This window comes from Sulfurimonas hydrogeniphila (assembly GCF_009068765.1).
Classification (GTDB): Bacteria; Campylobacterota; Campylobacteria; order Campylobacterales; family Sulfurimonadaceae; genus Sulfurimonas; species Sulfurimonas hydrogeniphila.
The window spans coordinates 571,524-595,669 of sequence record NZ_CP035534.1; the positions used below are offsets into that span (position 1 = coordinate 571,524).

The 24,146-nt window shown below is 38.0% G+C and carries 28 protein-coding genes; 19 read left to right on the forward strand and 9 right to left on the reverse strand.

Features of this window, described 5'->3' with window-relative positions; translation table 11 throughout:
• Window positions 1-36: 36 nt before the first annotated feature.
• From lysA to ETP70_RS03090, 10 genes are all read left to right on the forward strand, one after another.
• On the forward strand, window positions 37-1,248 hold the full coding sequence (gene lysA, locus ETP70_RS03045) for a diaminopimelate decarboxylase (protein WP_188110035.1): 1,212 nt from the start codon (window positions 37-39) through the stop codon (window positions 1,246-1,248).
• Between the two features lies 1 nt (window position 1,249).
• Entirely contained in the window at window positions 1,250-2,038 is a 789-nt protein-coding gene (locus ETP70_RS03050; RefSeq protein WP_151899797.1) for an HAD-IIA family hydrolase, read from the forward strand.
• On the forward strand, window positions 2,038-3,120 hold the full coding sequence (gene pheA, locus ETP70_RS03055; protein WP_151899798.1) for a prephenate dehydratase: 1,083 nt from the start codon (window positions 2,038-2,040) through the stop codon (window positions 3,118-3,120). Before ETP70_RS03050 ends, pheA begins: the two co-directional genes overlap by 1 nt.
• Window positions 3,117-4,211: a histidinol-phosphate transaminase gene (gene hisC, locus ETP70_RS03060; protein ID WP_151899799.1), complete on the forward strand. Its 1,095-nt coding sequence runs from the start codon at window positions 3,117-3,119 to the stop codon at window positions 4,209-4,211. The genes pheA and hisC overlap by 4 nt, the downstream gene beginning before the upstream one ends.
• Window positions 4,212-4,230: 19 nt before the next feature.
• Window positions 4,231-5,940, forward strand: coding sequence for a flagellar basal-body MS-ring/collar protein FliF (fliF, locus tag ETP70_RS03065; RefSeq protein ID WP_151899800.1), 1,710 nt, complete (start codon window positions 4,231-4,233; stop codon window positions 5,938-5,940).
• A 2-nt stretch (window positions 5,941-5,942) separates the two neighbouring features.
• Window positions 5,943-6,971 carry a flagellar motor switch protein FliG gene (gene fliG, locus ETP70_RS03070; protein WP_151899801.1) on the forward strand — a complete coding sequence of 343 codons (1,029 nt, stop codon included), beginning with the start codon at window positions 5,943-5,945 and terminating at the stop codon, window positions 6,969-6,971.
• A 3-nt stretch (window positions 6,972-6,974) separates the two neighbouring features.
• Window positions 6,975-7,754 (forward strand): flagellar assembly protein FliH, encoded by a 780-nt coding sequence (fliH, locus tag ETP70_RS03075; RefSeq protein WP_151899802.1) that lies wholly within the window; start codon window positions 6,975-6,977, stop codon window positions 7,752-7,754.
• A gap of 1 nt (window position 7,755) precedes the next feature.
• Window positions 7,756-9,579 (forward strand): 1-deoxy-D-xylulose-5-phosphate synthase, encoded by a 1,824-nt coding sequence (gene dxs / locus ETP70_RS03080; protein ID WP_151901486.1) that lies wholly within the window; start codon window positions 7,756-7,758, stop codon window positions 9,577-9,579.
• A 72-nt stretch (window positions 9,580-9,651) separates the two neighbouring features.
• Complete coding sequence (locus ETP70_RS03085; RefSeq protein WP_151899803.1) at window positions 9,652-10,083, forward strand: DUF4395 domain-containing protein; 432 nt, start codon at window positions 9,652-9,654, stop codon at window positions 10,081-10,083.
• On the forward strand, window positions 10,083-10,487 hold the full coding sequence (locus tag ETP70_RS03090; RefSeq protein WP_151899804.1) for an RrF2 family transcriptional regulator: 405 nt from the start codon (window positions 10,083-10,085) through the stop codon (window positions 10,485-10,487). Before ETP70_RS03085 ends, ETP70_RS03090 begins: the two co-directional genes overlap by 1 nt.
• Here the strand turns inward: ETP70_RS03090 and pgeF are convergent.
• On the reverse strand, window positions 10,484-11,206 hold the full coding sequence (pgeF, locus tag ETP70_RS03095; RefSeq protein WP_151899805.1) for a peptidoglycan editing factor PgeF: 723 nt from the start codon (window positions 11,204-11,206) through the stop codon (window positions 10,484-10,486). The two genes, ETP70_RS03090 and pgeF, sit on opposite strands and share 4 nt — an antisense overlap.
• 46 nt (window positions 11,207-11,252) lie before the next feature.
• Here pgeF and ovoA point away from each other — a divergent pair, with 46 nt between their 5' ends.
• The 4 genes from ovoA to ETP70_RS03115 are packed head-to-tail and all read left to right on the forward strand — an operon-like array spanning window position 11,253 to window position 15,173.
• Window positions 11,253-13,352, forward strand: a complete 2,100-nt coding sequence (gene ovoA / locus ETP70_RS03100) for a 5-histidylcysteine sulfoxide synthase (protein ID WP_151899806.1) — start codon at window positions 11,253-11,255, stop codon at window positions 13,350-13,352.
• Window positions 13,337-14,533 carry a pyridoxal phosphate-dependent aminotransferase gene (locus ETP70_RS03105; protein WP_151899807.1) on the forward strand — a complete coding sequence of 399 codons (1,197 nt, stop codon included), beginning with the start codon at window positions 13,337-13,339 and terminating at the stop codon, window positions 14,531-14,533. The genes ovoA and ETP70_RS03105 overlap by 16 nt, the downstream gene beginning before the upstream one ends.
• On the forward strand, window positions 14,526-14,747 hold the full coding sequence (locus tag ETP70_RS03110; RefSeq protein WP_151899808.1) for a hypothetical protein: 222 nt from the start codon (window positions 14,526-14,528) through the stop codon (window positions 14,745-14,747). The genes ETP70_RS03105 and ETP70_RS03110 overlap by 8 nt, the downstream gene beginning before the upstream one ends.
• Entirely contained in the window at window positions 14,748-15,173 is a 426-nt protein-coding gene (locus ETP70_RS03115; protein WP_151899809.1) for a pyridoxamine 5'-phosphate oxidase family protein, read from the forward strand.
• Here the strand turns inward: ETP70_RS03115 and ETP70_RS03120 are convergent.
• Window positions 15,148-15,321: a uracil-DNA glycosylase gene (locus tag ETP70_RS03120; RefSeq protein WP_151899810.1), complete on the reverse strand. Its 174-nt coding sequence runs from the start codon at window positions 15,319-15,321 to the stop codon at window positions 15,148-15,150. The genes ETP70_RS03115 and ETP70_RS03120 overlap by 26 nt on opposite strands.
• 81 nt (window positions 15,322-15,402) lie before the next feature.
• Between ETP70_RS03120 and ETP70_RS03125 the strand changes: the two genes are divergently transcribed.
• Together ETP70_RS03125 and ETP70_RS03130 are read left to right on the forward strand one after the other, a co-directional pair.
• Window positions 15,403-16,098 (forward strand): dUTP diphosphatase, encoded by a 696-nt coding sequence (locus ETP70_RS03125; protein ID WP_151899811.1) that lies wholly within the window; start codon window positions 15,403-15,405, stop codon window positions 16,096-16,098.
• Window positions 16,099-16,101: 3 nt separating this feature from the next.
• Window positions 16,102-16,674 carry an ATP-binding cassette domain-containing protein gene (locus tag ETP70_RS03130; protein ID WP_151899812.1) on the forward strand — a complete coding sequence of 191 codons (573 nt, stop codon included), beginning with the start codon at window positions 16,102-16,104 and terminating at the stop codon, window positions 16,672-16,674.
• Here ETP70_RS03130 and crcB read toward each other — a convergent pair.
• From crcB to ETP70_RS03165, 7 genes are read right to left on the reverse strand one after another with little or no spacing between them, the layout of a single operon-like run.
• The gene (gene crcB / locus ETP70_RS03135) at window positions 16,664-17,053 is read right to left on the reverse strand and encodes a fluoride efflux transporter CrcB (RefSeq protein ID WP_151899813.1); all 390 of its coding nucleotides are present in this window, start codon (window positions 17,051-17,053) and stop codon (window positions 16,664-16,666) included. The two genes, ETP70_RS03130 and crcB, sit on opposite strands and share 11 nt — an antisense overlap.
• Window positions 17,022-17,720, reverse strand: coding sequence for a lysophospholipid acyltransferase family protein (locus ETP70_RS03140; protein ID WP_151899814.1), 699 nt, complete (start codon window positions 17,718-17,720; stop codon window positions 17,022-17,024). The genes crcB and ETP70_RS03140 overlap by 32 nt, the downstream gene beginning before the upstream one ends.
• Window positions 17,698-18,744, reverse strand: a complete 1,047-nt coding sequence (locus tag ETP70_RS03145; protein WP_151899815.1) for a hypothetical protein — start codon at window positions 18,742-18,744, stop codon at window positions 17,698-17,700. The genes ETP70_RS03140 and ETP70_RS03145 overlap by 23 nt, the downstream gene beginning before the upstream one ends.
• Complete coding sequence (gene purQ, locus ETP70_RS03150) at window positions 18,741-19,415, reverse strand: phosphoribosylformylglycinamidine synthase I (RefSeq protein WP_151899816.1); 675 nt, start codon at window positions 19,413-19,415, stop codon at window positions 18,741-18,743. Before purQ ends, ETP70_RS03145 begins: the two co-directional genes overlap by 4 nt.
• Entirely contained in the window at window positions 19,415-19,654 is a 240-nt protein-coding gene (gene purS / locus ETP70_RS03155; protein WP_151899817.1) for a phosphoribosylformylglycinamidine synthase subunit PurS, read from the reverse strand. The genes purQ and purS overlap by 1 nt, the downstream gene beginning before the upstream one ends.
• A 3-nt stretch (window positions 19,655-19,657) precedes the next feature.
• Window positions 19,658-20,371 (reverse strand): phosphoribosylaminoimidazolesuccinocarboxamide synthase, encoded by a 714-nt coding sequence (gene purC / locus ETP70_RS03160; RefSeq protein ID WP_151899818.1) that lies wholly within the window; start codon window positions 20,369-20,371, stop codon window positions 19,658-19,660.
• A 5-nt stretch (window positions 20,372-20,376) separates the two neighbouring features.
• Complete coding sequence (locus tag ETP70_RS03165; RefSeq protein ID WP_151899819.1) at window positions 20,377-21,687, reverse strand: S41 family peptidase; 1,311 nt, start codon at window positions 21,685-21,687, stop codon at window positions 20,377-20,379.
• Window positions 21,688-21,797: 110 nt separating this feature from the next.
• On the opposite strand from ETP70_RS03165, the gene ETP70_RS03170 reads away from it, so the two are divergent.
• The 3 genes from ETP70_RS03170 to hisD are packed head-to-tail and all read left to right on the forward strand — an operon-like array spanning window position 21,798 to window position 24,029.
• Window positions 21,798-22,313 (forward strand): shikimate kinase, encoded by a 516-nt coding sequence (locus ETP70_RS03170; RefSeq protein WP_151899820.1) that lies wholly within the window; start codon window positions 21,798-21,800, stop codon window positions 22,311-22,313.
• Window positions 22,306-22,740 (forward strand): thioredoxin family protein, encoded by a 435-nt coding sequence (locus ETP70_RS03175; protein ID WP_151899821.1) that lies wholly within the window; start codon window positions 22,306-22,308, stop codon window positions 22,738-22,740. The genes ETP70_RS03170 and ETP70_RS03175 overlap by 8 nt, the downstream gene beginning before the upstream one ends.
• The gene (gene hisD / locus ETP70_RS03180; protein WP_151899822.1) at window positions 22,740-24,029 is read left to right on the forward strand and encodes a histidinol dehydrogenase; all 1,290 of its coding nucleotides are present in this window, start codon (window positions 22,740-22,742) and stop codon (window positions 24,027-24,029) included. The genes ETP70_RS03175 and hisD overlap by 1 nt, the downstream gene beginning before the upstream one ends.
• Window positions 24,030-24,146 lie beyond the last annotated feature (117 nt).

The window sequence follows — 24,146 nt, forward strand, 5'->3', positions numbered from 1 at the left end:
TTAGATAAAATTATCTAAAAAATATTTGGAATTTTTATGATTGATTTTAAAGCATTGGCAGATGAGTATGGAACACCCTTGTACGTATATGATTTTGATTATATGTCCGCACAGTATACAGAGTTAAAAGAAGCATTCAGGGGACGTAAGTCTATTATTGCTTATGCAGTAAAAGCAAATTCAAATTTAAGTGTTGTTCGTCATTTTGCAAAAATGGGCAGTGGTGCTGACTGTGTTTCTATCGGTGAAGTGCGTCGTGCTCTTTTGGCAGGAATTCCCGCATATAAAATTATATTTTCTGGTGTCGGCAAAAGTGATGAGGAGATACGTGAAGCGATAGAAAAAGATATTTTATATATCAATGTTGAAAGCGAAGCGGAGCTTGATCGGGTTGAGGCTATTGCAGAGAGACTGGACAAGCCTTCACGCATAAGTATCAGAGTGAATCCCAATATTGACCCGCAGACACATCCTTATATCTCTACCGGACTGCATGACAATAAATTTGGTGTGGATCTCTCAAGTGCTAAACGTATGTATATCAAGGCTAAAAATTCTCAATATTTGGACCCTGTCGGTATTCATTTTCATATAGGCTCACAACTGACACAATTGCAGCCGATAAGAGAAGCTGCCGAAATAGTTGCAGATTTGGTGCGTTCACTGCAGGCTATTGATATAGAGTTGAAGTTTTTTGATGTTGGTGGCGGACTTGGCGTCAAATATGATAATGAAGAGACGATAAAACCATATGATTATGCACAGGCAATTTTAGGAACACTTACGGCACTTGATTTGACGATTCTTTGTGAACCGGGCAGGTTTTTGACGGCAAATGCAGGATACTTTGTGACGAGAGTTCTCTATGAAAAACAAAATGGTGATAAAAAATTTGTTGTTGTTGACGGTGCAATGAATGATCTGCTGCGTCCGTCACTCTATAATGCATATCATAAGATAGAAGCAATTACAGACAATAATGGTCCGGTGAGAGAAGTAGACATAGTCGGTCCGGTGTGTGAAAGCGGTGACTTTTTTGCGAAAAACTATCCTCTGCCGGAGCTAAAGAGAAATGATTTGCTTGTGATTCACAGTGCCGGTGCCTATGGATTTGGAATGGGGAGCAATTACAATACACGTGGACGAAGTGCGGAAGTCGCTGTTGAAAACTCCAAAGCAAGACTTATCAGAAAAAGAGAGTGCTTTGAAGATCTTATCTGTCTAGAACAAGAATTTTTAGTAGACTAAAATGTATTTTATAGATGTGCAGGGAACGCTTATCAGTGATGAAGACAAATCTCCAATAGATGGAAGCAGGGAGTTTATACAAATGCTCAATCGTGAGCATATTCCTTATATGATCATAACAAATAATACAAAAAAAGCATCACAGAATTTTTTGGCATATCTAAACAGACTGGGTTTTGAATTTGACGCGACAAAGTACCTTGATCCTTTAATGCTTCTGGAATCCCGTGTCGAAAAAGAGGCTGTGGCTGCATATGGTGCAAAAGAGTTTTTACAAACACTGCAAAGCATGGGATACAAACTTGACTACACAAACCCCAAAACCGTACTGATTGCCATAAAAGAGGATTTTTCTGCGGATGAATATGCACAAATGATAGATTTTTTACTTGATGGTGCGAAACTTGTCGGTATGCATGAGACATCTATTTATGCAAAAAACAACAGGCGCTACCCTGGAGTAGGTGCGATTTTGAAGATGCTTGAATTCGCGACAAGCTGTTCTTATGATGTTGTAGGCAAACCAAGTCAGGCATTTTACAATGAAGCACTTAAAAGAATTAAAAGACAAAATCCTGCCGCAGATTTTCAAAACATAACTATTATCAGTGATGATGTAAAAGGTGATTTGGGCGGAGCAAAAGAGCTTGGTATGAAAACACTCTTTGTAACAAGCGGAAAATATAAAAGTGCCGAGGAAATTGTCCCTTTTTTAAAAGAAGCAAATATCCCCGATTTTATATATAAAAATATGCAGGATATTTTAATCCGCCACAAGATGGAGCAATAATGAAAACTTTAGATGACTGTAGAGAAGCGATAGATGCGATCGACAATGAGATGCTTACACTGTTGAATAAGCGTATGAAAGTTGTCCAGAGAGTCGGAGAAATCAAAAAAGAGACCGGTGGCGCAATCTATAGACCAGAACGTGAAAAAGCAATTATTGACAGACTGGTTTCTTTGAATGAAAAAGAGGGCGGACTGTTAAATAACAAAGCGATAGAAGCAATATTTTTAGAAATTTTTGCTGTGGCAAGAAATTTGGAACTGCCGGAACGTATAGCCTATTTGGGGCCTGAAGGGAGTTTTACGCATCAGGCGGCTGAGAGCCGTTTTGGGGCTATGAGTGACTATCTTTCGTTAAATTCTATCGCTTCTGTATTTAAAACACTTGAATCCGGCCGTGCCAAATTTGCAGTTGTGCCTATTGAAAATTCCCGTGACGGAATTGTTGGAGAGACACTTGATCTGCTTGCAAAAAGTCCTATGAAAATTGTTGCAGAACTTTATATGCCGATACACATGTCTTTTGCAACAAAGGCGGAAAAACTTGAGGATATTACAAAAATCTACTCAAAAGACAAAGGCTTTGGGCAGTGTCGGGAATTTTTAAATGAACATGGTTTGATCAATGTTGAACTGATCCCGGTAGAATCGACGGCAAAAGCAGCCATTTTGGCGGCACGTGAGCCAAATTCGGCTGCAATATGTTCTCATATTGCAGCAAAACTGTATGGACTTCCTACTCTGTTTGAAAACATTGAAGATGCCATAGACAATACAACGCGTTTCGTCATTTTAAGTGATTTTAAAAATTCTGTCAGCGAGAATGATAAAACTTCGATACTGGTACGATTAAAAGACGCTGTTGAAGCTGGTTCTCTGGTGCGTTTTTTACAGGATTTTGAAGAAGAGAAGATAAATCTTTCAAAAATTGAGTCTCGTCCCTCAAGAGACAAAGGTGGTTTTGGCTACTGGTTTTATATAGACTTTTATGGTCATATAGATGAGGAAAAGATTCAAAAAGTCATACAGAAACATAAAGACGAAGTCACTTGGCTTGGAAGTTACGTAAAGGGTGAAGAGTGAAATTTAATAAAAAACTACAAAATATCAAAACTTATGAGGCGGGCAAGCCTATAGAACTTGTCGTACGTGAATTCGGCATAGAACCAAAAGATATTGTAAAACTTGCTTCAAATGAAAATCCGTATGGATGCTCCCCCAAAGTACAAAGTGCCGTGGCAAAAATTCTACCGAATATGGCACTTTATCCTGATGACAGTATGCTTAAACTTAAAAATGCGTTAACAAAAAAATATGCAACAGAGCACAAAAATCTTATTATCGGCAGCGGAAGTGACCAGGTTATAGAATTTATTATGCATGCAAAAGCTGATGAAAATTCCAAAATACTGATGAACAGTGTGACTTTCGCAATGTATGAGATTTATGCGAAACATGTCGGGGCAGAGATTGTGAGAACTGCATCACAGGAGCATGATTTAGATGAATTTTATGGGCTTTATAAAGAGACAAATCCTGCGATAATTTTTTTGTGCACACCGAATAACCCGACAGGGGATGCAATAGATGCAGACAAATTGATGAAGTTTATAGAAAAAATCGACAATGATACTTTGGTTGTTGTAGACGGTGCCTATATGGAATATGCTGCATATAAAGACAAAAGTAAAAAAATCATGCCTCAAGAGTTGGTTGAAAAATTTGAAAATGTCATTTATCTGGGTACTTTTTCAAAAGCCTACGGACTTGGAGGCATGCGTGTCGGGTATGGTATTTCGTCAGAAAATATTATAAAAGAACTGTATAAACTGAGACCGCCTTTTAACATAACGACATTGTCGCTTGAAGCTGCCAGTGTTGCACTTGAAGATGAGGAATTTGTAAATAATTGTATCGCTTTAAATTTCCAGGAGATGAAACGCTATGAAGAGTTTGCAAATGAGCAAAAAATAGATATAATAGAGAGTTATACAAACTTTGTTACTTTATGCCTGAATAACACACAAAATTCGACAGAAATTTCTAATGCTTTATTGCGTAAAGGAATGATAGTACGGGATTTAAGTGGTTATGGGTTGAATGCAATTCGTGTAACTGTCGGAACAAAAGAGCAAAACAGCCGTTTTTTTGAACTTGCATCACTGTTATTATAAAATTTAAGATGGGAAGTTGATGGATTTTAAAGTACTTTTTTCGCAATTATCAGTTTTGTATGCAAAACTTACAAAACAGCAAAAAATGATTATAGCAGCTGCTGTAATAGGTATTGTTGCTTTTTTGATTTTTTTAGTTGTTTTTACTGCTAAAAAAACCTCACTTGACAGATATGAAGTACTTTTTGATTCTCTGACACCCTCTGAAGCTGCAAAAGTTGTAGAACAGCTTGATAAAGATAATATTCCTTATAAAATTGAAGCAAACAATGTTATCAAAGTGCCTCGTGATATTGTGTACAAAGAGAGGATTTCTATTGCCTCTTTGGGTATTCCAAAAAACAGAGGCGTGGGATTTGAACTTTTTGACAAACAGGAATTCGGTGCTACAAATTTTGATCAAAAAATCAAGCATCTGCGCGCATTGGAAGGTGAACTCTCCCGTACTATCAGTGCACTTTCACCTGTAGAAAAAGCAACAGTGAGCCTTGCTCTGCCGAAAGAGACTCTTTTTGTCTCCAAACAGGTTGATCCGACAGCCTCTGTAATGGTGCAGCTGGTTGAGGGAAGGATGCTTACTTCCAAGCAAATCAGGGGAATTAAAAATCTTGTCGCAGCAGCTGTGCCAAAACTAAAACCTTCTAATGTAATGTTGATTGACAGTGACGGCGTAACACTTGGTGATGACGATGAAATGGCGCAGATGAGTGAACTCTCTATTGCTCAGCAAAAATATAAAATAAAAGAAGAGAAAAAAAAGCAGGAAAAAATCATTGATGTCATCGCACCTTTTGTAGGCGGCAGTGACAAGGTTGTGGCACAGGTAACCATAGAATTTGATTTTTCACAAAAAAACTCTACTTCCGAAAAATATGATCCTGAAAATGTTGTGCGAAGCGAACAGGTTAATGAAGAAAAAAGAGAAGGAAGTGCCCCAAAAGAAGTCGGAGGCGTTCCTGGAACGGTAAGCAACATTGGTCCGGTACAGGGACTTGCCTCAAATAAAATGGTGGAGAAATATTCAAAAAACTCCGGCACAACGAATTATGAAGTCGGAAAAACCGTCAGCACTACAAAGAGTCAGTTTGCAAGAATCAAAAGGATAACGGCTGCAGTTGTCGTTGACGGAAAATACAAACCAAAACTGGACAAAGAGGGGAATCCAACTGATGAGATGGAGTATGTGCCTTTGGATGCTGCGGACATAAATGCCTTAACCTCTCTTGCCAGTCGTTCTATCGGTATTGATCCTAAAAGAGGCGATCAAATCAGTGTACAAAATTTGCAGTTTGAAAGAGCATCTGTAAGCGGAGGGGCTCAGGGAGTCAACAAAGCTATTGCATTCAGTGAAACATATTTGGCTCCATTTTCCGGTTTGCTGAAATATCTGTTTGTGTTTATCCTGTTGTTTGTTTTGTACAAAAAAGTCATTGCTCCGTTTGCGGATAAGATGCTTGAAGTGTCAAAAGAAGAAGAAGAACTTGTTGCGCCTTCACTGGAACTGGATGAAGAAGAGGGCGATGATTTGGTCGAAAAAGTACAAAAAATGCGTAAAAAAGTTGAAGAGCAACTTGGTATGGGAAGTAATTTTAATGAAGATGACCTCAAACATGAGGTTATCCTGGAAAAAGTAAAAACTATGGCGGAGGATAGACCTGAAGAGGTGGCTTCTTTGCTGGAGGCTCTTTTGAGTGAAGAGTCTGAAGTTCCATCTAAAGAGAGGAAGTAAGTATGGCTACTTTAACACAGCAGCAACAGGCCGCACTTGATGAAATGAGTATGGCAGAAAAAATTGCCATACTTCTGCTGCAGTTGGGTGAAGACGCAACAGCGGCAATATTTTCAAATATGGGTGTTGAGGCTATTACTGAAATATCAAAATATATTGCAGCAAACAGAACTATTGACAAGGCAATAGCAACTGCTGTTTTAGAAGAGTTTCATGCGATATTTCAGTCGGGTCAGTATATGACATCAGGCGGTATGGAGTATGCAAGAGAACTGCTCTACAGAACACTCGGTCCCGAAGAGGCAAAAAAGATTTTAGACAAACTCTCAAAAAGCATGCAAAATACACAAAACTTTGCCTATCTTTCAAAAATCAAACCACAACAGCTTTCAGACTTTATTATCAATGAACATCCACAAACAATTGCTTTGATTTTGGCACATATGGACCCTACTGAGGCTGCCGACACATTGCAGTATTTTCCGGATGATTTGCGAAGTGAAGTTGCGATGCGTATGGCAAAACTCGGAGACATTTCCCCTTCGGTTATCAAACGGGTTTCTGCTGTTCTTGAATCAAAACTTGAATCGCTTGCTTCTTATAAAGTAGAAGTTGGCGGAACACGTGCGGTTGCAGATATCTTTAACCGCCTTGGTGCAAAAAGCTCTAAAGCGACTTTGGCAAATATTGAGCAGGTCGATGAAGAGTTGGCAACACAGATTAAAGAGATGATGTTTACTTTTGAAGATATTGTGACTTTGGACAAGAATTCTATTGCAGAGATTTTAAAGGCTGTAGACAAAGCAGAATTGATGCTGGCACTCAAATCTGCTCCGGAAGAGTTAAAAGAGAAGTTTTTCTCTGCAATGAGTGAGCGGGCTCGAGAAGCCTTTGAAGAAGAGATGCAGTTCCTGGGAGCAGTCAAAATGAAAGATGTTGAGGCGGCTCAGAGAAAAATTGTGGAAGTGGTCAATCAGTTGGCTGAAGCGGGAACTATCCAAATGGGCTCCAGCGAAGAGATGATAGAGTAAAAAATGGCAACTATAATATCTGAAAATGAAATTAACGAGCATAATGTGCAAAAATACAGTTTTAAAGTTATTGCAATGGGCTCAAAAGAAGAGCAAAAAAAAGAAAACAAGGTATTTACACAAGAAGACAATCCAAAGGCAAGAGCTTCGGATGTTGATTCGAGTGCTCTGAGTACGAGTTCAAAAGATTCGCTTATAGAGTCTTTAATGAAAAAAACAGATGAAATGTCATCAAACTTTATAAAATTGCAAATGAGACTCGAAGCCAAAGAAGAAGAGTTTCAAGAAGAACTGAAAAAAGCCAGGGAAGAGGCTTTTGCTGAAGGCTTGAAGGCCGGAGAGGCAAAAGCAAGAGAAGAGATCGACAAAACACTGCGTAGTAAACTCGAGCTTTTGACAAACTCCATACAAAAACTTGAAGAGAGTGCGAGTGAATTTGAAAAAGCTTTAGAAGGGATAAAGAACGAATTGCTGCATGCGGCCATAGACATTGCAAAAGAGGTTGTACAGATTGAAGTCAGTGAAAATTCCTCACAGATTGCTAAAAAACTCAGTGATGAGTTGATACAGGAATTACAAAATGCTTCTAAAATAACACTGAAGGTCAATCCAAAAGATCACAGCGCTATCGCAGAACATTTTACCAAACTTGAGCATGTAAAAGTTTTGCCTGAAAGTGCAGTAAGTGAAGGCGGTGTTATAGTTTTGAGTGATGCAGGCAATATTGATGCACAAATATCAAAAAGATTTGAGAGAGTAAAAAAGGCAGCTTTAAGTGAGTAGAATGAATATAAAAGAGAAAAGTATTAAAGAGCTTGAAGCTCTCAGTGAAGATATAAGAAAACGAATTTTGGAAGTTGTGAGTAAGAATGGCGGACATTTGAGTTCTACTCTCGGGGCTACAGAGATAATTGTGGCAATGCATAAAGTATTTGATTCTCAAAAGGATCCTTTTATCTTTGATGTATCACACCAGGCGTATGCCCACAAACTGCTTACAGGAAGATGGGAAGAATTTGATACACTCAGACAGTTTAACGGAATATGCGGTTATACAAAACCAAGCGAAAGCAGCGATGACTATTTTGTGGCAGGACACAGTTCCACTTCAATATCTTTGGGAGTCGGGGCTGCAAAAGCCATAGCGCTTAAAGGTCAGCAAAATGAACGTATTCCCGTGGTGCTTATCGGTGACGGTTCTATGACGGCAGGTATGGTGTATGAGGCGTTAAATGAGTTGGGTGAGAGAAAGTACCCGATGATTATTATTTTAAATGATAATGAGATGAGCATAGCAAAACCTATTGGTGCAATCAGCAGAATGCTCAGCTCTGCCATGGCATCTCCTTTTTACCAAAGATTTAAAAAAAATACGGAGAGTTTTGTCGACAACTTTGGTGACGGTGCCAGATATATTGCAAAGCGCATGGAAGAATCTTTGAAGCTCATTACTCCGGGCATACTCTTTGAAGAGATGGGGATTAACTATATAGGTCCAATAGACGGGCACAATATTGCACAACTTGTAGAGATACTCAAAACGGCAAGAAAATTAAACGAACCGGTTATAATTCATGCACAGACTCTTAAAGGGAAAGGGTATGAAATTGCAGAAGGCAAAGAAGAAAAATGGCATGGTGTCGGTCCGTTTGATCTCTCCAGCGGAAGTTCTGCCAAAAAAGCCGCAACAAAAAGCGCTACACAGATATATACCGAGTCTCTTCTTTCTTTGTGTGAAAAAAATGAGAAGATCGTCGGTGTTACAGCAGCAATGCCAAGCGGTACAGGGCTAAGTGAGCTTATAAAAAAATATCCGACACGTTTTTGGGATGTGGCTATTGCAGAACAGCATGCCGTGACTTCTATGGCAGCACTGGCAAAAGAGGGATTTAAACCTTTTTGCAGTATTTATTCTACATTTTTGCAGCGTGCCTATGATCAGGTAATTCACGATACCTGCTTGATGGATCTGCCTGTTGTATTTGCACTTGACCGTGCCGGAATTGTTGGAGAAGACGGAGAAACCCACCAGGGTGTATTTGATGTCAGTTATTTGCGGACTATTCCAAATATGACACTGTTTGCACCTAGAGATGAGAAGAGTTTTCATCAGGCAATGGGTTTTGCCGCAAAATATGAGCATCCGTGTTCTTTGCGTTATCCCAGGGGTTCTTTTACAGAAACTGATTTGCCTGAGTCTGCACCTTTTGAACTTGGAAAATCCCAGCTTTTACAGACGGCAAAGAGCAATATTCTTTTTATCGGTTACGGAAATGGTGTCGGACGGGCATATCAAACAGCACAATACATGAAAGAAGATGTAAGTATTCTCGATTTACGTTTTGTAAAACCGCTTGATGAAGAGATGCTCAAAGATTTGTCAAACAGGTATAACAAATGGTTTGTTTTTTCAGATACGGCAAAGTATGGCGGTGTCGGCTCTGCAATTTTAGAGTTTTTGGCAAAGGAGAATATTTTAAATATATCCGTTGTATCCTTTGAATACGAGGATGCATTTATCACACACGGCAATACAAGAGTTGTAGAAGAGTCTTTAGAACTCTTGCCTGAACAACTGGCAAAAAAAGTCACAAACCATAAACCTTAGTAATCTACTATGTTTACTTGACTTTAAACGACTTCTTTATTATTATTCCAGCAATCAATACAAGGAGTCGGCATGAGTCAAAAGTCCTGTCCTATATCATTTATCAAAGTTGATGCAAATATTGTCAGAATTAATGCATCTTATATTTTACTGCTTTTCAGTCTTTATCTTAGTACATCATACAGGGGTATTGTGCTTTTTTTAATTGCAGATTTTATGATAAGACTTTTTATTAACAAAAACTACAGCCCTTTGTACTTCCTGTCTGCAAGAACTAAAGAGCTGTTACATGTAAAGAGTAAATTTGAAGATGCTGCAGCTAAAAGACTGGCTACATATTTTGGGTTGATATTTTTAGTATTTATAGTATTATTTGATCTATTGCATGCACAAATGCTGTTTTATATTATGAGTGGTGTTTTTCTTGTATGTCTGTTTTTGGAAGTTGCTTTTAACTACTGTCTGGGATGCAAAATGTATTATTTATATAAAAGATTTATGTAATGGTAGGCGTGTCTACAAAAAGCCTGTATGGCGTTGCAGCAATGCATGCGTTGTACAATTCTCCCAGAAACAAGCTGATGCAGATAAAAGAGATAGCTGCGATGACGCAAATTTCGCACGGTTACCTTGAACAAATTCTTTCAAGCTTGAAAAAGCACGGCTTTGTTGTAAGTATAAGAGGTGTAAACGGAGGGTATAAACTGGCCACAGATGCTTCTAATATTATCGTTCTAGATATTGTAGAAGCCTTGGAAGGAGAACTTTTTGTAGTAGGGCAAAATGTTGGAGCAAGTGTAGTGCTGGACTCTTTTTGGAAAGATATTCAGGAGAAAGTCCGTGCTGTTTTTCATGTAAAACTCTCTGAACTTGACAAGGCATATGCAACATATTTTTATGAAATTTAAAGCATAATAATCCCTGCAAATCTTCCGGTAGGGTTGTTTTTTCTGTAAGAATAAAATCTGTCAGAATGACAACAGTTGCAAATATCTGATATCTCAATATTCTTGGCTAAAACACCTGCTGCACAGAACTGTTTCTGGAGTATTGCTCTGATATCCAGGTAGAATTTCTTTCCTTTTTTATCAACAGCATAACTGACTTCTTTCTCTTTTGCCTCTTTGTAAATCTGTTCATTTATTTTATAACATTTCTGACATATTGCAGGTCCGACGGTGACTAGAAGATCCTTCATATCAGATGCGAAACTCCTGACAAAACTGTTAAGAACATTTTGAACAATATTTTCAAAGGCTCCTGCTCTGCCGGCATGTGCTGCAGCAATGACATTTTGTTTGGGATCATAAAAAAGGATCGGAGAACAGTCGGCTGCCATTACCAGCAGAGGGGTGTTTTTTTTATTTGTAATCACTGCGTCACAGGTAGGAGGATTGAAAAAGTTGTCGTTTTTATCAACTGTTTTTACAATATTTGAGTGAATCTGTTTCATGTGTACAAGTGCTTTATAGTCATAATGGAGCTTTTTTGCCAAAGTTTTATGATTTTGCAGTACATTTTTTGGATTATCCTGAACATGAAAGGCTAAATTCCCGCTTTCCTTACATGTAAAGGCATGTGTGAGTTTTGAGTAGTTGTTTAATAATTTACTTTGATAAAATTTCATATAATGATTATAACATAAGCCATGATAAATAGAAAAAGGAAAAATATTGAGTAAACTAAGTATGTACCCGGTCACACTTGATGGAGAAAATATTGAGAAAAAACGCAAAGAGATACGCGAGTACTTCCATAATACCTTTGATCTGTTTGAAAAAGTTTTTGAATTGTTGCAAGATGAGTCTGTGTTTTACAAGAAAAGCGAACCGACCCGTCATCCAATGATATTTTATTTTGGACATACAGCGACCTTTTTTGTAAACAGACTTGTAAGTATGCAAATAATTTATGAAAGAATAAATCCTGAATTTGAGTCTCTGTTTGCTGTAGGCGTGGATGAAATGCGTTGGGATGATCTGGACGAGTCACGCTACAGGTGGCCTGAAGTCTCTGCAGTGAAAAATTACCGGGATGCTGTGCGAAAACTGGTGGACAGATTGATCATGCAGTTGGAGTTTAGCTTACCGATAAAACAGGACTCACCAATGTGGATTATACTGATGGGGATAGAGCATGAGCGCATTCACATAGAGACATCTTTGGTGCTGCATCGTCAAATGCCTCTGGAATATATCAAAGATGTTCCTGAATTCAATATCTGTATACACTCTTCAGATGCGCCTCAAAATGAGATGATAACACTCAAGGGCGATACAGTTACTCTGGGAAAAGCCAAGAATCATCATCTGTATGGATGGGATAATGAATATGGCAGCTATGAAGAAGTTGTTAAAGATTTTCAGGTTTGTAAATTTCTTGTCAGCAATGGCGAATTTATGGAGTTTGTCAATGACGGCGGATATGAGACAAAAGAGTACTGGGATGAAGAAGGGTTGGTGTTTTTAGAAAAATCCAATGCAAAGCATCCTCATTTTTGGGTCAAAGAAAACGGAGTCTTTAAGTACAGAGCGTTGAGCAAGATTATAGATATGCCGCAAGATTGGCCTGTAGATGTGAATGCTCTTGAGGCAGAAGCATTTTGCAGATACAAAAGCAAAAAAGAGAATAAAGAGTATCTCCTTCCAAGTGAGGCAGAATATGAGTTGATATATAAAAAAGCCAATCTTAAAGATGTTCCTGCCCTGCATGAGAGTCGTGCAAATATCAATTTTTATCATTATGCTTCCTCCTGTCCTGTTGATGAGTTCGGTTTTAACGGGATTTATGATGTTATAGGAAATGTATGGCAGTGGAGCAGAACACCGATACGCCCTTTTAAAGGTTTTGAAGTGCATGCGGCCTATGACGACTTTTCTGTGCCTACTTTTGATGACAAGCATGCTATGATACTCGGTTCATCATGGGCCAGCAGTGGAAACCTAATCATGAAACACTCTCGGTATGCATTTAGAAAACACTTTTTTCAAAATGCCGGTTTTCGCTATGTTATAACACAAAACAGCAAAGATGACCGTGGAGATATCTATGAGAGTGATGAACTTGTTTCACAGTATTGTGAATTTCAGTATGGTGACACGCATTTTGGTGTTGAAAATTTTGCCATAGCCTGTGCAAAAATTGCTGTAAAATATGCAACAAATACAACAAAAGCACTGGATTTAGGCTGTGCAACAGGAAGAGCCAGTTTCGAGCTTGCAAAAACATTTGACAAAGTTGAGGGTATAGATTTTTCTGTACGTTTCATTCAGGTCGGTTCCAAATTACAAGAAGCAGGCTATGTTGCGTTTACATGTAAGGAAGAGGGTGAACTCAGTATCAATAAAAAAGTGACTCTGCAGGATTTGGGATATGAGCAGTTGGCTGAGAAAGTCTCTTTTTGGCAGGGAGATGCCTGTAACCTGAAGCCTGATTTCACTGCGTATGATTTGATAATGGCGACGAATCTCATAGACAGACTTTACAACCCAAGACTCTTTTTGGACACGGTAGACCAAAGACTCAATGCCGACGGTATACTGATGCTTACCTCTCCCTATACATGGCAGGAAAGCTCTACAAAAAAAGAGTTTTGGCTTGGCGGATACAAAGATGAAAACGGGAATGCAGTCAGAACAATAGAGCGCCTGAAAGATATTCTGCATGATAAATTTGAGCTTTTACATGTAGAAGATTTGGAGTTTGTCATAAAAGAAACAGCAAGAAAATATCAACATACCGTTTCACAGGTAAGTGTATGGAAAAAGCGTTGAAGAAGTACAGTTTTGATACAGCCAGTGAACGTGAAGGCAGCAATGCGGAAAAATATGTTTTAAGAGAACAGCTTTTCGGTACACAGGATGTCCTTCCTGTATGGGTAGCAGATATGGATATAGATACACCACAGTGTGTTTTGGATGCTGTGAAAAAAAGACTCCGACATCCGGTGATGGGATATGAAGAGGTACCGGAGTCCGCATTTATGGCACAGATTGCATGGATGAAACAAGAGCATAATGTTACTTTTGCATTGGAAGATATGTTCTATTCCCATTCTGTTGTAGCATCGATGCATACTGCTATAGAGGCTTTTACAAAAGAGGGAGAGGGTGTTATCGTACAAACACCTGTCTATCCGCCTTTTTTCCACAGTGTTTTGCAATTAAACAGAAAACTTGTCAAAAATCCGCTTACATGTAACAAGCAGGGAAAATATGAATTTGATATAGAAGATTTGAAAGCAAAAATTGATGAAAATACAAAGCTTTTACTGCTGTGTTCTCCTCATAATCCTGTGGGAAGAGTATGGAAAAAAGAGGAACTTGAACAGATACTGGAAGTTTGTCTACAACATAATATTGTCGTTTTTGCGGATGAAATACATGCTGATCTGGTCTATGCACCATACAAACATACTCCGTTTGCCGCATTAGGCTCACGGGCAAAAGATATTACACTTACCGCAATTGGCGTAGGAAAAACTTTTAATATGGCAGGTTTTGCAATAAGCACAGTAGCCATCCCGAACAAAGAGCTGCGGGAAAAATTTAAAAAAGCGTATGACAAAGTGCATTTTGCCCAAGGCTCATCTTTGTCACATGTAGCATTTGAAGCTGCCTACAAAGAAGCAAAAGAGTGGCTTAGAGCATTGAAAATTCATTTATATGAAAACTATTCAATGCTGAGCGCACTTGCAAAAAAGTATCCGCACTTTATGAAGGTAACACCGATTGAGGCGACCTACCTGGCATGGATTGATTGTCGCGGTATGGGCTTAAAAGACAAAGAGCTCCGTAGCTTTTTTATCAAAGAAGCAAAACTCGGACTTAATCCCGGTATCAGTTTTGGCAGAGAAGGCAGTGGGTTTATGCGCTTGAATTTTGCGCTCAGCTCTGCTAAAATGGCAGAGGTCGTTCAAAGACTTGAAAATGCATTGAGGAAAATAAGTGGCTGATATAAACTGGAATGAGTATAAAGAGTATAAAAGATACACAGCAAAAAATGACAATTTCGCAATATTGCTTGATTTCATTAAGAGTTATTATAACATGACAAACCCTTTTGAAATCTTTGAAATACTTGTTCAGGACGAAACGGCAAAAATGATGCTCGATAAACGCAATATAACAGATCCGGAAAAACTGGAAAATTTTATGTTTCAAAACTAAATGAAAAAAGAGTTAAAAAAAATTACTGCGTTTATTCAAAAACATCATGTGATGAGCCTGGCAACAACAGACAGGGACCAACTTAGCGTTTGCAGCCTTTTTTATGCGTATGACACGAAGAGTCTCTCTTTTATCGTAGCAAGCAGTGAAGAGACATTACATGTAAAGCATATTTTAAAAAATCCGTTTATTGCAGGGAATATTTTACTTGAAACACAGGAAGTCGGAAAAATTGAGGGTTTACAGTTTCGGGGGGAAATGAAGCAACTGCAAAACAGTGCTTTGAAAAAACTCTATTTTAAAACCTTTCCGTATGCATTGGCAATGATGCCCAAACTCTGGCAAATAGAAGTGCATTATTTTAAATTGACTGATAACAGACTGGGTTTTGGAAAAAAAATTATTTACGAACCGTTTTCACTTTAAACAAGGAGCAATCAGCCCCACTGCTGTTTAAAACCACCATAGAGGGAATCTGTACGGATTTAAATCCGTACGCTTTGCATCCATGCGGTTTTGATGCTTCCCAGGTTACATAATAGTATTCACATTTTCTACAATTAATTCTTTTCATAAATCTCTCTCTTTAAGTAAGTAATTCTAGCATATTAGATAAAATAAAGAAATGAATTTCTTCCAGATTAAAAGGAAACAGATGAATAATAAAATTTTTTTGATGCTGCAACTGCAAAATCAGCTCAACGATGCAACCAATGGTGAAGAGTGGACAAAAGGCATAACAAAAAACGGCAAGTCTATTAACTGGAAACGCTGTATATATATGGAGTGCGCAGAGATGGTGGACAGTTTTGGCTGGAAGCATTGGAAGAGTATAGATGTCGAGCCTGACTGGCAAAATCACCAGATTGAAGTTATAGATGTCTGGCATTTTATTATGAGCCTGGCAATAGAAGAATACAGTAAAAATTTACAAGGCGGCATCGAAGATATAGCGATAGACATATCAGCTTTGAAAGCACTCGGTGGCATAGAATCCGATGCTGCAGCATTTGCATCGCAGGAGGATTTGATGCAAAAAATTGAAAATCTTATACGCATTGCTGTCTCAAAAGAGAGCATTGCTTTAGAAGAACTGGTATCAGAATTTTTTGATTTGGTCAGTATGAGCGGTCTGAATCTAGAGACGCTTTATCGTCTTTATGTAGGAAAAAATATACTCAATCAGTTCCGTCAGGATCACGGATACAAAGAGGGCAGTTATATAAAAATCTGGAAGGGTGAAGAAGATAACGTTGTGATGAAAAGAATATGGGAAGAGCACGCTGATGTGACTCCTGATGAGCTGTATAAAAAACTTGAACAGGCCTATCCTGCAGAAAGTGAGAGCTGATTTTTGCAAGATACTGTTTTAGAGATAAAAAATGTAAGCTTTGGCTATACAAATAAGAAGCCTCTTTTTGAAAACTTTTCACTGTGTTTAAAACAGGGGGAGTTAAAGGCTATAGTCGGAGAGAGCGGAGCCGGTAAAAGTACACTTTTTGAACTTATACTCGGAAATCTCAAACCACAAAACGGTACGATTAAAGTTTCAAGGGTGTCTGAGATTTTTCAAGATCCTTACAGTTCCTTTCATCCGAGTTATACATTATTGCACCAAATAAAAGATGTGGCATCTTTGGATAATCTCAACAGTTTGATGGAAAATATGAGTTTTGAGTATGATCTGCTTTTAAAACTGCCGCATGAACTCTCAGGCGGACAGCTTCAGCGTGCATCTATCATAAGGGCTATGCTTATGCAACCGCAACTCCTCTTACTGGATGAACCGACATCGGCACTCGATAATGTGATTCAGCTTGAAGTGATGAAAATGCTTATAAAAAATCTTGACTCAATGGGAATGCTTTTGATTACCCATGACATGGACTTGGCATCCTGGTGCGCAGATGAGGTCATCAGGATTTGAAAAAATGGTTGATGAGATAATAACCGCTTCCCGCCATAAATACTGTTCCAAAAACATTCAGTGCCATATTTAAAAGCCCCAACGCGATACTCCCTCCTTCCAAAAGCAAAAAACTTTCAATGGCAAAGGTGGAATAGGTGGTCAATGCACCTAAAATTCCTGTTGAGAGAAAAGATTTCATATGGGGTGTTAAAAAAGTTGAATACATAAAATATGCCAAAAGCGCACCCATAATAAAACTTCCTATGAGGTTGACACCAAGTGTCCCAAAAGGGAGTTCATGCGGTACTCTGTGGGAAATAAGCCCGTTAATGTATGAGCGTAATACTGCTCCGATAAATCCGCCGCTACCTATTGCAAGTATTGTTTGCCAGCTCATGATCATATACCTTTTGCATTTTTTTTCTTAGTTCATTTAACCAGTCCGGATCATTTTTATCAGCAATAAAAGAGTCAAGAAAAACAACTTTTATATTTCGGGGAACATAATAAAAACGTTTCAGATCATAGCACTTTGCAGTCTCTATAAGAACGATAGGCTGCACTTTGAGCTTGTATTGATCTGCGATGACTTTGGCTCCTGACTTGAAAGGGAGCATTTTGGCTCCTTTTGAACGTGTGCCTTCTGGAAACATTGTAATGACTCTTTTCTTTTTCAGCCTGTCTTTGGCAGCACGAAGCAGTTTGATGAGAGATGTTTTGCTCTCCCTTTCTACTTCTATATCTTCTGGCATACTCATTGCCAAACCAAAAAACGGTACATCAAAAAGAGACTTTTTTGCAACCCATGTTATATCTTTATTTGTAACAGTCTCCAAAATACCGATATCCAAATCACTTTGGTGGTTTACTAAAAACATTTGTGCATCGGGGTCTTCTTTTCCTTCGACTGTTGTAGAAAAAAATGTAGTGATCCTGATAAACCATGCTACTGCTTTTCTTGCATAGGGACGAGGTAAAATCGGATATAAAATTATGGAAAAAGTCAGTCCTGTAAAGATAATGAACGTGGCATAAGCCCAACTAATATGAGCAAGTATCTTCATTTTTCACCCAGCCTATTTTATTGTTTTTCAGTTTTACTTTTATAAAGTTTCGCACCTGTCCTTCTTTCGTTAAATGGTATTGTGTTTGTGTTGTTTCAAATACAGTAGAGTTGTCTACCGGCAGCAGATAAAGAGGTGTACCCTCTTTGATACATACTTTTTTCTGGGGTATTGCCAGATAAATTATATAAATTAATGGTATGATAATAAAAATCAGATAGAAATATTTACGACGTACAAGAATTAGAATAAAACCTAAGAATGCCACAGCAGCCGCTATATACATCTTGATCGTATCATGTGACTGGTCTCGCGGTCGCAAGTCACTTTGTGTGGTAACACTGTCATCATTGACTATAATCGGGATCGTGACTAAAGCATAATCATTTTTAAGCAAATTAAAATAGGAAAAAGAAAAATTTTCTATTTTTTTGTCAATAATAACAAAATATATAATCTTCCCTTCCCTGTAGTTACCGGAAATTGATTCAAGTCCCTGCTTGTATACATGTTTAAAACGGATTTCATTCAGATCAGCGTTTTGTGCTGAGGCAACAAATATAACAATGTTGTGTGTATCGTCATACACTGTTGTTTTATACTCTTGAACAGTAAAACTATTGGCTATGATATTGGAAAAGTTTTCCCCGGGATTGAGTGTAATTACATTAAGGTTCGGACCTTGAAGCGTTGTGCTGTTGTAATCATGGGGTGCCATTAAAAAAGCTTCAATATCGGGAAGTTTTGCCTGTTTTTGTGTTGCCTGCATATGAAAAGTATCAAAATAATACTTTCCTTTTTGCACTCTCTGGGGTGCTTCATCAAGGATTTTGATACCTTGATGATTTGAAAATTCATACAAAACATCATCAAAGTTTTTTACTGTTGAGAGTGTTTTGTAAGTTACGGGAAATATTTCACCTTTAATAACTCTTGTCGGAATTTCATCATAGCTGAGATAAATCACTTTATTTGCAAAAAGTGATGTGATGAAAATGAGAGCAATTAAAAGTGCTTTGATCACGACGCTAAAAATCCTTCTAGCATTTTTATTCCGTCATCGCTTCCCAAGAGAGATTCCATAGCGCGTTCTGGATGCGGCATAAGGCCAAAAATATTTTTTTCTTTATTGCAAACACCAGCAATGCCTGCAACACTTCCGTTAGGATTTTGTATTTCACCGTTTGCGTCAGTGTATTTCAAAAGTATTTGTCCGTTGGCTTCAAGCTCTGCCAGACCCTCGTCATTTATGTAATAGTTTCCGTCATGGTGTGCTATTGGTATATTTACAACATCGCCGGTATGCAGTTTTTTTAAAAAAACATTGTCACAGTTTTCTACACGAAGATGGTGATGTTTTGAAATGAAGTGCAGCCCTTCGTTCCGCTTCAGTGCGCCGGGAAGAAGTCTTGCTTCTGTTAAAACCTGAAAACCGTTACAAATACCTAAAATTTTTCCGCCATTTTCTGCATACTCTTTTACTGCAGACATAACAGGGCTGAATTTCGCAATAGCACCGCTTCTGAGGTAATCACCATAGGAAAATCCTCCTGCTACTACAAGCAAATCAGTATCTTCGGGTATTGTTGTAGATTTGTGCCATACTATCTGTGTTGTCGCACCAAGTTTTTCAAAAGCATACTGTGTATCATATTCACAGTTCGTTCCCGGAAATTGTAAAATAGAAACTTTCATTATACAAGCTCTATAGTATAGTCTTCAATTACGGTGTTTGCCAAAAGATCTTCACACATTTTTGTCACATCAGACATTGCTTTTTCTTTATCTGTTTCATTAATTTTGAGTATGATCTGTTTGCCTACACGAACATCTTCAACATTACCAAATTGCAGAGAGTTAAGGGCATGATGTACAGCTTTTCCCTGCGAGTCTAATACGCCTGCTTTTAAAAATACATTTACTATTGCTTTCATTTGTTATTTTCCTAAAATTCTGTTTAATACCTGCTCGTAAGCTACTGTAACGCCACCTAGTCCTTGTCGGAATCTGTCTTTATCCATTTTTTCACCACTTTGTATGTCCCAAAAACGGCAGTTGTCCGGTGAAATTTCATCAATGAGAATGATATTTCCCTCTTTGTCTTTTCCGAATTCAAGTTTAAAATCAACTAAATTCAAACCTTTCTGAGCAAAATAAGGCTTTAAAATATCATTTACCTGTCGAGCCATACGGCGAAGTTTGTCAAGCTCATCCTGAAAATCAACCAGTCCAAGAATCAGTGCATGCTGGTCATTGAGTTTAGGATCACCAAGTTCATCATTTTTGTAGTCAAATTCTACAAGAGTAAAAGGAAGAACCGTACCGTCTTCAATGCCAAGGTTGCGGGTAAGACTTCCCGTTGCAATATTGCGAACAATGACCTCTATGAGGATAACATCAACTTTTTTATGAAGCATGTGATTGTCATCAAGCATTTTCACAAAATGAGTAGGAATGCCATTCTTTTCCAAGAGTTTGAACAATTCTGTAGAAATTTTATTGTTCAGTGCTCCTTTTCCGACTTCGCTGGATTTTTTTTCGCCATTAAATGCTGTTAAGTCATCTTTAAATTCAGAAATGACTAAATTTTCATCTTCTGTCGCGTAGAGTTTTTTTGCCTTACCTTCGTAAAGTAATTCTTTTTTTTTCACGTTTTTTATCCTTTCATTATAACAAGAGCTTTTATGATGTCAACGGCTTCTTTGAGTTGAATGTCTTTGTTGAGCATTTCTGGCGTAATTATATCTTTTTTATCTTTTTTATCTTCTTTAGTCTCTTCTTTTTTCCCGTCAACTTTTTCAAGTTCTTCCTGCAGATGTTTTTTCAGGTCTGCTTCTTTTATGGCAAACTCATTTTTATGTGTTTTAAGCTCACCTGGAATAACGACTACGTCAGGCTTCACGCCTACCGCCTGAATGGTTCTTCCGCTTGGGAGGTAGTATCTGGCAATAGTAAGTTTTATTGCTTCTGTTTTTGTAATAGGCAGGACAACCTGTACACTTCCTTTGCCAAAAGTGTTTTCTCCTACGAGCACAGCGCGTTTGTGGTCTTGCAGAGCCCCACTGACAATCTCGCTGGCACTGGCACTTCCCCCGTTGACTAAAACAACCAAAGGAACCTTTGTCAGAGTGTTTGAGGCATGAGCGCTGTAGGTTTTGTTTTCAATTTTTCGTCTTCCTTTTTGGGAAACTATCACGCCGCTGTCTACAAAAGAGTCAACCAGACCTACTGCCTGGTCAAGTAATCCGCCGGGATTGTTTCTTAAATCTAAAATAATACCTTTAGTGGAAGCTTTGCGTTTATTTATCTCTTTCGTAACATCTTCTACAACTTTTTTGTCAAAACTGGCAACGCGTATGTATAAAATATCATTATTTATTACTTTTGCGTGTACAGATTCTATTTTGATTATATCACGGACAATATGGATAGAAAGAGGCTTGAGTTCTCCCTCTCTGACGATGAGCAAATCAATAGGTTCTCCGACTTTTCCCCGCATAAGGGATACCGCTTCATCTATAGTCATGCCAATAGTAGATTTGTCGTCAATTTTTAAAATTATATCACCTGCTTTGAGCCCTGCTTTGTCTGCCGGTGTTCCGTCAATAGGGGATATAACTGTGAGTGCACCGTCTTTCATACCAACAGTAATTCCCAGACCGCCAAATTCACCTTCTGTCTGTACTTTTAATCGTTTGTAATCTTTTTCTGTCAGATAATTTGAATGGGCATCAAGATTTTTCATCATACCGTCAAGTGCTTTGTCTATAAGCTCTTCTATCGTTACATCATCAACATCATATTGTTGTACTATGCTGATGACTTTCGTGAATTTCTCCAAAGCCTGAAGTCTAGAAGCCTGTGCATCTTTTATGGAACTCTCTGCAAATAAAGAAGAAGAAAGCATAAGCGCTATTGATGTCGCAACCGATGCAAATCCTAGAGTGATAAACTTTTTGTTTTTCATAATAAACCTACTGTTGATTTTTTAAAGAAGATATTATACCAACAGTTGATAAATGGAAAACTTTTATGCTAAATATGATAAAATCATTTTAAATTTGTATGGGATATCAAATGAAAAACATTGTACTGATAGGTTTCATGGGTGTAGGCAAAGGAAGTATAGCGCGCGAAGCGCTCAAATATTCTTCGTATATGACGATAGACACTGATGACATTATAGAAAGCATGGAAAACAGAAAAATTAAAAAGATATTTGAAGAAAACGGTGAAGAGTATTTTAGAAAACTGGAAAAACGGGTTGCAAAATGGCTGGAAACAAGTGTACATGATACGCTGATTTCTACCGGCGGCGGTTTCTACAAACAGACAAATTTACAAAAAATAGGTACAATTGTTCTATTGGATTCTCCTTTTGATGCTATCATTAAACGATTAAAAGAACACCCCAATGCAACAAGAAAATTGAAAAAAAGACCGTTGCTTGCTGATTTGAAAAAAGCAAAAAAACTTTATGATGAACGACGACCTCAGTATCTGAAGTTGGCAGATATCATCATAGATGTTACTGGAAAATCAGCACAGGAATGTGCAAAAGAACTCTTAAAAAAGGTAAAAAAACATGGGTAAATTATTATTGGTACTGGCATTTGTATTCACAACATCTCTGATGGCTGATGAGATACACTGGGCAAAAGACTATCAAGAAGGGATGGTTCAGGCACAAAAAGAGCATAAACCTGTTCTTTTTATTATTTCAAGTCACTCTTGCAAATACTGTCTGCTTCTTGATAAAACAACACTTAAAGATGAAAAAGTTGTGCAAAAGATAAATAAAAATTTTATTGCTGTTCGTTCATGGACGGACAAAAGAGATTATATTCCGGCTGTACTGGCACAAAATACTCCGGGCCTTCCGGGAATATGGTTTTTGTTACCAAACGGTGATCCTATGTTTCAGCCACTTTTGGGATATGCAAAAAAAGATGTGTTTTTACAGGCATTAGAGATAGTGCAAAAAGAATTTAATACAAATCAAAAGAGAGTGAAAAAGTAATGATATTTGTAAAATCCAGTGATAATGATTTTGATGGAAAGTTTGAAGAACTTTTAGCGCGCGGAAAGATGGATATTGCCCATGTGAGCGGTATAGTAAATGATATTATTGAAGATATAAAAACAGATAAAAATCTGGCTTTGCGATCACATATCAGTAAGTTTGACAACTGGACACCAAAAAATGATGCAGACTTGAAAATAACGACTGCATCTATGCAAAAAGCCTATGAAAATATTGACAAAAAGCTTAAAGATGCCTTGCATCTTGCCTATGACAGAATAAAAGCATATCATGAAAAGCAAAAACCGAAATCATGGTTTGATACAGAAGCAAACGGAACGATTTTGGGACAGCAGGTGACTCCGGTTGAGAGTGCAGGGCTCTACATTCCGGGAGGAAAAGCAGCTTACCCCTCATCTTTGCTTATGAATGTTATTCCTGCGCAGGTTGCAGGTGTTGAAAATATCATTATCTGTACGCCGACACCGGATAATGAACCAAATGAGCTTTTACTCGCTGCCTGTCATCTTTGTGGTGTGAGTGAGGTATATAAAGTGGGTGGTGCAAGTGCTATTGCCGCAATGGCGTATGGAACCGAGACAATACCGAAAGTGGATGTTATAACAGGACCCGGAAATATTTTTGTGGCAACTGCAAAAAAAATGGTTTTCGGTGAAGTCAATATTGACATGATAGCCGGGCCAAGTGAAATAGGTATTTTGGCAGATGAGAGTGCAAATGCCAACCACTTGGCTATAGATCTGCTTTCTCAGGCAGAACATGACGAAATGGCAAGTTCTATTTTGATTACACCCTCGCAAAAACTGGCCGATGCTGTAAAAGATGAAATTGAAATATGGCTAACAAAACTTTCACGCCAGGAAATAGCCAGAAAATCCATAGAAGAAAGAGGGGCAATCATCGTAACAAAAGATATGGATGAAGCAGTTGATCTGATGAACAAAATAGCGCCTGAACATCTTGAAGTCGCTACGATGAGCCCTTTTGAACTTTTGCCGTATATCAAGCATGCCGGAGCAATTTTCTTGGGACACAACACACCTGAGGCTATAGGCGACTATGTTGCAGGACCAAACCACACGCTTCCTACTGGGGGTACAGCAAAATTTTATTCACCGCTTGGTGTTGAAAATTTTATGAAAAAAAGTTCTATTATTTCATTCAGTAAAAATGCTATCAATGAGATTGGAGAAGAGTGCGCTTTGATTGCAAATACAGAAGGATTAACGGCTCATGAACAGTCTGTCCGTGTTCGCTTAAAATAAATAATTATCTGATTATAATATATTAGTTATAAAATTTTATTTTATAACTAATATAAATCTTTGAAATATTAATTTTCCCGATATACCCATTACAAAAAAATTATCAAAAATATATCA

Excerpts from the sequence above, each read along its gene's own strand:
- lysA (WP_188110035.1), top strand. The coding sequence starts at position 37 with ATGATTGATTTTAAAGCATTGGCAGATGAGTATGGAACACCCTTGTAC.
- ETP70_RS03050 (WP_151899797.1), top strand. The coding sequence starts at position 1,250 with ATGTATTTTATAGATGTGCAGGGAACGCTTATCAGTGATGAAGACAAA.
- pheA (WP_151899798.1), top strand. The coding sequence starts at position 2,038 with ATGAAAACTTTAGATGACTGTAGAGAAGCGATAGATGCGATCGACAAT.
- fliF (WP_151899800.1), top strand. The coding sequence starts at position 4,231 with ATGGATTTTAAAGTACTTTTTTCGCAATTATCAGTTTTGTATGCAAAA.
- fliG (WP_151899801.1), top strand. The coding sequence starts at position 5,943 with ATGGCTACTTTAACACAGCAGCAACAGGCCGCACTTGATGAAATGAGT.
- fliH (WP_151899802.1), top strand. The coding sequence starts at position 6,975 with ATGGCAACTATAATATCTGAAAATGAAATTAACGAGCATAATGTGCAA.
- dxs (WP_151901486.1), top strand. The coding sequence starts at position 7,756 with ATGAATATAAAAGAGAAAAGTATTAAAGAGCTTGAAGCTCTCAGTGAA.
- ETP70_RS03085 (WP_151899803.1), top strand. The coding sequence starts at position 9,652 with ATGAGTCAAAAGTCCTGTCCTATATCATTTATCAAAGTTGATGCAAAT.
- ETP70_RS03090 (WP_151899804.1), top strand. The coding sequence starts at position 10,083 with ATGGTAGGCGTGTCTACAAAAAGCCTGTATGGCGTTGCAGCAATGCAT.
- pgeF (WP_151899805.1), bottom strand. The coding sequence starts at position 11,206 with ATGAAATTTTATCAAAGTAAATTATTAAACAACTACTCAAAACTCACA.
- ETP70_RS03105 (WP_151899807.1), top strand. The coding sequence starts at position 13,337 with ATGGAAAAAGCGTTGAAGAAGTACAGTTTTGATACAGCCAGTGAACGT.
- ETP70_RS03115 (WP_151899809.1), top strand. The coding sequence starts at position 14,748 with ATGAAAAAAGAGTTAAAAAAAATTACTGCGTTTATTCAAAAACATCAT.
- ETP70_RS03120 (WP_151899810.1), bottom strand. The coding sequence starts at position 15,321 with ATGAAAAGAATTAATTGTAGAAAATGTGAATACTATTATGTAACCTGG.
- ETP70_RS03125 (WP_151899811.1), top strand. The coding sequence starts at position 15,403 with ATGAATAATAAAATTTTTTTGATGCTGCAACTGCAAAATCAGCTCAAC.
- crcB (WP_151899813.1), bottom strand. The coding sequence starts at position 17,053 with ATGAGCTGGCAAACAATACTTGCAATAGGTAGCGGCGGATTTATCGGA.
- ETP70_RS03140 (WP_151899814.1), bottom strand. The coding sequence starts at position 17,720 with ATGAAGATACTTGCTCATATTAGTTGGGCTTATGCCACGTTCATTATC.
- purQ (WP_151899816.1), bottom strand. The coding sequence starts at position 19,415 with ATGAAAGTTTCTATTTTACAATTTCCGGGAACGAACTGTGAATATGAT.
- purS (WP_151899817.1), bottom strand. The coding sequence starts at position 19,654 with ATGAAAGCAATAGTAAATGTATTTTTAAAAGCAGGCGTATTAGACTCG.
- ETP70_RS03165 (WP_151899819.1), bottom strand. The coding sequence starts at position 21,687 with ATGAAAAACAAAAAGTTTATCACTCTAGGATTTGCATCGGTTGCGACA.
- ETP70_RS03170 (WP_151899820.1), top strand. The coding sequence starts at position 21,798 with ATGAAAAACATTGTACTGATAGGTTTCATGGGTGTAGGCAAAGGAAGT.
- ETP70_RS03175 (WP_151899821.1), top strand. The coding sequence starts at position 22,306 with ATGGGTAAATTATTATTGGTACTGGCATTTGTATTCACAACATCTCTG.
- hisD (WP_151899822.1), top strand. The coding sequence starts at position 22,740 with ATGATATTTGTAAAATCCAGTGATAATGATTTTGATGGAAAGTTTGAA.